This window comes from Chrysiogenia bacterium, assembly GCA_020434085.1.
In the GTDB taxonomy this organism is placed as follows: Bacteria; JAGRBM01; JAGRBM01; order JAGRBM01; family JAGRBM01; genus JAGRBM01.
The window spans coordinates 1-7,021 of the sequence record JAGRBM010000419.1 but is presented as its reverse complement, the minus strand read 5'-3'; the positions used below and the strand labels follow the sequence as shown (position 1 = coordinate 7,021).

Annotated in this window: 6 protein-coding genes and 2 rRNA genes; 3 read left to right on the top strand and 5 right to left on the bottom strand. The window is 59.6% G+C overall.

Annotated elements, in window-relative coordinates:
• A 23S ribosomal RNA gene (locus KDH09_14385) occupies positions 1–2,051 on the top strand; the annotation flags it as partial.
• 155 nt (positions 2,052–2,206) lie between these two features.
• Positions 2,207–2,323 (top strand): 5S ribosomal RNA (rrf, locus tag KDH09_14380).
• 149 nt (positions 2,324–2,472) lie between these two features.
• Here the strand turns inward: rrf and KDH09_14375 are convergent.
• Complete coding sequence (locus KDH09_14375) at positions 2,473–2,919, bottom strand: cytochrome C (protein MCB0220883.1); 447 nt, start codon at positions 2,917–2,919, stop codon at positions 2,473–2,475.
• Between the two features lie 356 nt (positions 2,920–3,275).
• Between KDH09_14375 and KDH09_14370 the strand changes: the two genes are divergently transcribed.
• Positions 3,276–4,151, top strand: coding sequence for a 3-keto-5-aminohexanoate cleavage protein (locus tag KDH09_14370; protein ID MCB0220882.1), 876 nt, complete (start codon positions 3,276–3,278; stop codon positions 4,149–4,151).
• 69 nt (positions 4,152–4,220) lie between these two features.
• Here the strand turns inward: KDH09_14370 and KDH09_14365 are convergent, their stop codons facing one another.
• The 4 genes from KDH09_14365 to KDH09_14350 all read right to left on the bottom strand — a co-directional run.
• The gene (locus KDH09_14365) at positions 4,221–4,628 is read right to left on the bottom strand and encodes a response regulator (GenBank protein ID MCB0220881.1); all 408 of its coding nucleotides are present in this window, start codon (positions 4,626–4,628) and stop codon (positions 4,221–4,223) included.
• A gap of 45 nt (positions 4,629–4,673) precedes the next feature.
• The gene (locus KDH09_14360) at positions 4,674–5,834 is read right to left on the bottom strand and encodes a hypothetical protein (GenBank protein ID MCB0220880.1); all 1,161 of its coding nucleotides are present in this window, start codon (positions 5,832–5,834) and stop codon (positions 4,674–4,676) included.
• A 123-nt stretch (positions 5,835–5,957) separates the two neighbouring features.
• Entirely contained in the window at positions 5,958–6,758 is an 801-nt protein-coding gene (locus tag KDH09_14355; protein MCB0220879.1) for an ABC transporter permease, read from the bottom strand.
• Between the two features lie 3 nt (positions 6,759–6,761).
• The coding region (locus tag KDH09_14350; GenBank protein MCB0220878.1) for a nodulation factor ABC transporter ATP-binding protein NodI at positions 6,762–7,021 on the bottom strand (260 nt) is incomplete at its 5' end.

The window sequence follows — 7,021 nt, the reverse complement described above, 5'->3', positions numbered from 1 at the left end:
TAGGGGTCCTACCAGATTACCAAACCCAATCAAACTCCGAATGCCGTTGAGTCAGAGTCCGGGAGACAGACTGCGGGGGATAAGCTCCGTAGTCGAGAGGGAAAGAGCCCAGACCGTCAGCTAAGGTCCCTAAGTTAATGCTAAGTGGGAAAGGATGTGTGGGCGCTCAGACAGCCAGGAGGTTGGCTTAGAAGCAGCCATCCTTTAAAGAAAGCGTAATAGCTCACTGGTCGAGTGAACACGCGCCGAAAATGTACCGGGGCTCAAGCATTACACCGAAGCTACGGACAGCGATCATCGGTTCGCCGATGGGGCTGTGGTAGAGGAGCATTCTATAGCGTCGAAGCGTGACCGGCGAGGACACGTGGAGCGAACAGAAGAGAGTATGCAGGCATAAGTAGCGATAAAGCAGGTGAAAATCCTGCTCCCCGAAAGCCTAAGGTTTCCTGAGTAAAGTAAATCTTCTCAGGGTTAGTCGGCCCCTAAGACGAGGCTGAGACGCGTAGTCGATGGGAACCAGGTTAACATTCCTGGACCGCTGATAGAGTGTTTGAATCGAGGAGTGACGGAGAAGGGACGGCAAGCCGGATATTGGTTACCGGTTCAACCGTGTAGGTGGGGGGATGAGGCAAATCCCAGCCCCCATTAACACTGAGACGGGAGTACGAGAGCTTCGGCTCACAAAGTTGTCTAACCCCAGGCTTCCAAGAAAAGCTTCGTTCGATGAATTCTATCTGCGACCGTACCTCAAACCGACACAGGTAGGCGAGGTGAGTATCCAAAGGGGCTTGGGATAACTCTGGTTAAGGAACTCGGCAAATTGACACCGTAACTTCGGGAGAAGGTGTGCCCCCGGTAGGTGAAGGGATTTACTCCTGGAGCTGGAAGGGGTTGCAGAGAACAGGTGGTAGCGACTGTTTACCAAAAACACAGGACTATGCAAACTCGCGAGAGGATGTATATGGTCTGACGCCTGCCCGGTGCCGGAACGTTAAGGGGCGTTGTTAGTCTTCGGACGAAGCAGCAAACCGAAGCGCCGGTAAACGGCGGCCGTAACTATAACGGTCCTAAGGTAGCGAAATTCCTTGTCGGGTAAGTTCCGACCTGCATGAATGGCGTAACGACTTCCACACTGTCTCAACCAGGGACCCAGCGAATTTGTAAAGGCGGTGAAAATGCCGTCTACCCGCGGAAAGACGGAAAGACCCTGTGAAGCTTTACTGCAACTTGGCACTGAGCTTTGGGAATATTTGTGTAGGATAGGTGGGAGACTTTGAAGCAGGCGCGCTAGCCCCTGTGGAGTCAACCTTGAAATACCACCCTGATGTTTCTGGAGCTCTAACTCTGGACCGTAATCCGGTTCGAGGACAGTGTCTGGTGGGTAGTTTGACTGGGGCGGTCGCCTCCCAAAATGTAACGGAGGCGTACAAAGGTTCCCTCAGGCCGATTGGAAACCGGCCGTAGAGTGCAATGGTATAAGGGAGCTTAACTGCGAGACCGACGGGTCAAGCAGGTGGGAAACCAGGTCATAGTGATCCGGTAGTTCTGTATGGAAGGGCTATCGCTCATCGGATAAAAGCTACTCCGGGGATAACAGGCTTATCTCCCCCAAGAGTCCACATCGACGGGGAGGTTTGGCACCTCGATGTCGGCTCGTCACATCCTGGGGCTGGAGCAGGTCCCAAGGGTTCGGCTGTTCGCCGATTAAAGTGGCACGCGAGCTGGGTTCAGAACGTCGTGAGACAGTTCGGTCCCTATCTTCCGTGGGTGCAAGAGATTTGAGAGGATCTGTCCCTAGTACGAGAGGACCGGGATGGACCAACCTCTGGTGTTCCAGTTGTCACTCCAGTGGCAGTGGCTGGGTAGCTATGTTGGGAATGGATAACCGCTGAAAGCATCTAAGCGGGAAACCAACCTCAAAACGAGATCTCTCTGGGGCGCTTCGGCGTCCCCTGTAGGCCACTCGGAGACTACGAGTTTGATAGGCGGGATGTGTAAGTGCAGCAATGTATTCAGCTTACCCGTACTAATCGGCCGTGAGGCTTACCATAAATTTTTCTTCAAGTGTGTTTCCTCTGCTTCGTGCAGTGGGAAGGCTCAAGGTAAGCTTGCAACCCTTAGCGTGTGAACATGGACTGTACTTCTGATCTGCACTTTTTTAAGCACGGAGTGCCCTGAAAGGGGCCCCGAGTTCGCAAAACAAGTTTCCGGTGGCAATAGCGGAGAGGCCCCACCCGTTCCCATTCCGAACACGGCCGTTAAGCTCTCCAGCGCCAATGGTACTGCAAGGGAATCTTTGTGGGAGAGTAGGACGCTGCCGGATTATTATCTCAAAGCCCCCGCCGCCAATCGGTGATGGGGGCTTTCTCTTTTCGGGAACATCCGGGCATCGAGTCCGAAAGTCCGCACAAACAAAAAAGCCCGCCGCGCTTGCGACAGGCTTTTTTGTTTTTTGTTGCGCGGCCGAAGCGCTTACTTCATCGCAGCCGGCGCCTGGGGGACGAAGACAATAAACGGCGTCGCGGGTTCCTGGTCCGGCGGAAGGTAGGCCGGAGTCGGCTCGCCCACGGGGCCGAGCGAACGGAGTAACTGGTAGAGCGCCCGCAGGTCTTCCTCGGGCACCTTCTGGATATCATACCAGGGCATGGGCGGGCGGGTCTGCAGGGTCTTTGCAATGCTCACCCACTCGTCCTCGCTGTAGCGCTCCATGTAGTAGCGCAGGTTGACCGGATAGGTCGTTCCCCACGGACCGCGAAAGCCCACCGGCACGCCGGTGAGCCACTGGTCGCGGGGCACGGTGCCATTGCTCTGGGAATAACCGGGCGTATGGCAATCATTGCAACCGCCAAGGCGCACCAGATACTCCCCGCGCTCCAGAGGCTTCGATGTCTTTGATTTCGAAAGGGCCTGTCCGGGCAGCCCCGCAACGGTTGCTGCCAGCAGGCAGATGAATAGAACGCAGCCCAAACCAGAGATTCTCCTGAACATGATCAACGCTTCGCTCCTTGCGTGAGAGTGCCTGCCCCGGGGGCATGGCACCGAATTCGAGGGGGAAGGATAGTGAGCGCATCGCCGTTTTCCAGTGCTTTAGAAGCGATTTTGCCCGGCACCAGTGCGCACCCCGAGGCCGGTAAATCTCCCTCACCAGCCCCTTGCCTGGGGCGCGGAATCGACTAGCCTAGCGCTTGAAGTGAGCGACCGTTTACTTTTGTCGCCACTTACATCAGACCGCATGCGGAGCGGGCCGAGCGCCCGAGCCCAGGGGAGAGAGAGCCATGAGTGAGCTCAAGGATAAATGTGTCATCAGTTGCGCCCTGACCGGGGTGCTCACCGACCCGGGCCAGTTCCCGGTACCCGTCACGCCCGAGGAAATGGCCAAGGAAGCGCGCGCGGCATTCGATGCCGGCGCCACCATCGTGCACTGCCACTTCCGCTCGCAGAAGAAGGGGATGGGGCGGCTTCCGAGCTGGGAACCCGAAGTGGCCAAGGCCATCTGCGACGCCATCAAGGAAGAAGTCCCCGAGATCCTGATCAACATGTCGACGGGCATGGTGGGCCCCAACATCCAGGGCCCGCTCGATTGCCTGGAGGCGGTAAAGCCCGAGCTCGCGGCGCTCAATGCCGGCACGCTCAACTATCTCAAGACCCGCGCCAACGGCGCCTGGGCCTGGCCGCCCATGGTCTTCGACAACCCGGTCGACAAGATCAAGAAGTACCTCGAGGTGATGGACAAGTACAACATCATCCCCGAGTGCGAGTGCTTCGACACCGGCATCGTGCGCAGCGTGGGGCTCTACCTGCACAACGGCATGATGAAGTCGCCGGTACACATCTCGCTCGTCATGGGCGTGGCCAGCGGCATGCCGTGCAAGCCCGAGTGGCTCCCCCTGCTGGTGGCCGAGATGCCCGAGGGGACCGAATGGCAGACCATCGGCATCGGCCGTGAAGAGGTCTGGGCCGTCCACCGCAAGGCAGCCGAGCTGGGCGGACAGGTGCGCACGGGCCTTGAAGACACCTTCTATCTGCCCGACGGCAACAAGGCGACCAGCAACGGCCAGCTCGTCGAGGCGCTCGCGAACATCGTCCGCGAGAGCGGCCGTGAACCGGCCAGCCCGGCCGAAGCCCGGCAGATCTGCGGCGTGCCGAGCTGAGCCTATCAGCAAGCATCAACGAAAAGAGCCCTCCATCCGGAGGGCTCTTTGTTTTTGTAGTGTGCGCAATCAGCCCTGGGGTGCCAGCCCCATGCGGCTCTTGTTCACAAAGCGGCTGACCTTGCCGACGAAGTCATAGAGCAGATCGCTCTTCTGGATATAGCCCGCCGCCTTGCGCTCCCTAACCAGGTTGCGAAGCGAGTGTTCGTCATTCGAAGAGAAGAACACGATGGGCACATGGTCGAGCTCCGCATCGCGCGCGAAGATGTCGGCGAGCTGGTCGCCCGAGAGGAAGGGCATGTTCACGTCCATCAGGACAAGATCGGGCCGTGCCCGCGCGACGAAGTTCGACGCATTAAACGCGCGGTCGTAGGTGTCGACCTCGAAACCGCCACCCTCCAGCAGGCGCTTTGCAGTGTTGAGTAGCTCGGGATCGTCGTCGATCATCACGATCTTGCCCCTGTGCGTTTGATCCATGGTTGTTTGCTCCTTGCTTGTATGCGGCAATGCGCGCCGCGCTGCTTATCGCGGCAGGGTGAGGGTGAAACTGCTTCCCTGCCCGTATTCACTTTCAAGGCGGACCGATCCGCCGAGCATCTCGCTTAGTTGCTGCACGATCGCCAGCCCCAGGCCCGTGCCGCCGTGGCGCTTGGTGGCGGCCGCTTCGAGCTGTGAGAACTTCTTGAACAGGCGTTCGCGGTCTTCGCGCTTGATGCCCATCCCGGTGTCGCGCACTTCGATGAGCACGTGTCCGTTGTGGGCGCTTGCGATCAGGCTGACCGAGCCTTCCTCGGTGAACTTCACTGCGTTGCTCAGCAGGTTGGTCAATACGCGCTTGAGCATGACCGGATCGGTGCTCAGCATCCTGGGCGCCCCGCCGAAGTCGCTGCGCAACTCCACCGGGCGGTTCTCCAGCAGGTAGGCAAAAGAACCGGCCAAGTCCTCGAGCAGCTCATGCAGGTCGAACTCCTCGATCACCGGTGTCATCTCGCCGGACTCGATCTTGTAGAGATCGAGCATGTCGTTGACGATGCCCAGCAGATCCATCCCGCGGCGGAGCATCACTTCGAGGTCGCGTTGCCGGTGGGCCGAGAGCTCGGGGTCCTTGAGTGCCAGGCGTGAAATGCCGATGATTGTGTTGAGCGGCGTGCGCAGCTCGTGGGTCATGTTGGCCACGAACTCCTGCTGCAGGCGGTTGATCTCTTCGAGGCGCCGGGCCTTCTCTTCAAGCGCTGACACTTCGGCAAAGCTGGTGGCCAGCAAGTCCTTGCTGTGGGCCATCAACATCCGCATGGATACGAGGCCCCGGTAGGCGCCTTCGGTCAGGACGATGATGTCGTCGTAAATCCGGTGGGCGGGGCGCCGCGTTGCGAGGCTGATGACCTCCACGGGTTCGGTGCGCGACTCCACCACCAGGCAATCGAACTCCACGTGCTCGGCCACCGGGCGTTTTTCGAACAGGGCGTAGCCGAATTTTCCGCGCAGGCGGCTCATGAAGCGCCCGCGGGTGACCAGACCGACGCGGTCCTCGTATTCGACGGCAACAGCATCGAGCAACGAATGCTCGTTGAACAGATCCACCACCTGGCCGGCCGGAACATGAGGGCTCAGGCACAGGTCGCTGTGGATCAGATCGGCGATGCTCTCGAATTTATCAGGCTGAATCGAAGTTGCAGTCTGCATCGCATGCACCCTCATCATAACGGGGCGCATGGTAGCGGGGGTTTGTGAAGCGCCGGCTTCGCACGTGTGACAAATAGATTGCGGCGGCGTTTCAGGGTCGGGCGAGAATATAAAGACGCCGTATCAGGTAATCAGCCGCCGGCGAATGATGTTCGCGCTCAGGGTGAAGAAGAGCACCGCATACAGGGCCAACACGAGCAGGCTCGGAAGCAGGGCGCCGCCGGGACCGCCGCTCAAAATGATCCGCGCCGCGCGCACCGCGTGGGTGAGCGGAAGGACTTCGGAGGCCTGCTGCAATACCGGGTGCATCCGCTCGAGAGGGAACCACGCCCCAGAGAGAAGCAGGACGGGCGTCAGGATGACCGTGAAGTAGTAGGTAAAGAAATCATAACTCGGCGAGAGCGCCGTGACCGTGAGGGCAATCGCCGCGTGCGCCAGCCCGATGAGCATGGCAAGGGGAATCAACCAGAGCGCGCCGGGAAAGTCGGCCAGTCCCATGGCGCCGAGCACGATCAGCATCATGAACGAGCCAACCAGAGATTTCGTCGCGCCAAAGAGGACCTCCCCCGCGACGACCTCTTCGAGCGAGACCGGGGTCATCATGATGGCGCTGAAGGTCTTCTGGCGCTCCATGCGGGTGAAAGACCCGTAGGTATTTTCAAACGAAGCGCTCCACATCACCCCCATGGCCAGCAGGCCCGGCGCCACGTAGTGAATGTAGCTCTCCCCGTTGATCTCGCTGACGAAGGCGCCCAGGCCGTAGCCCAGGCCGAATAAATAGATCACCGGTTCGATCAGGTCGCCGAACACGCCGCTCCACACCGCGCCCTTGAGCCATACGCGAAGGTGCCGCTTCCATACGGCCAGCGCGCGCACGCCCACGCGGGGTAGGTGCAGGAGGTCCTTGATGAGAGAATCCGGCACGGCTTACTCCCGCAGGTCCCGGCCGGTAAGGCGCAGGAATACGTCTTCGAGCGTCGCGCGGCGGTGAAGGAAGTGCAGGTCGTCGTACTCGCGCAGCTCGGGCGGCACCGCGCCTGCTTCGCGCAGAAAGACGAAAAGCGTGTCCCCGGAGCACTCGCAGGTGTCCGGCTCGATTCCCAGGCGCTTGCCCAGCTCTTTGGGGGAGACATCGGTGGCGCGCAGCTCGATCACCTCCACGCCGACATGCTTGAGGATCAGCTCGC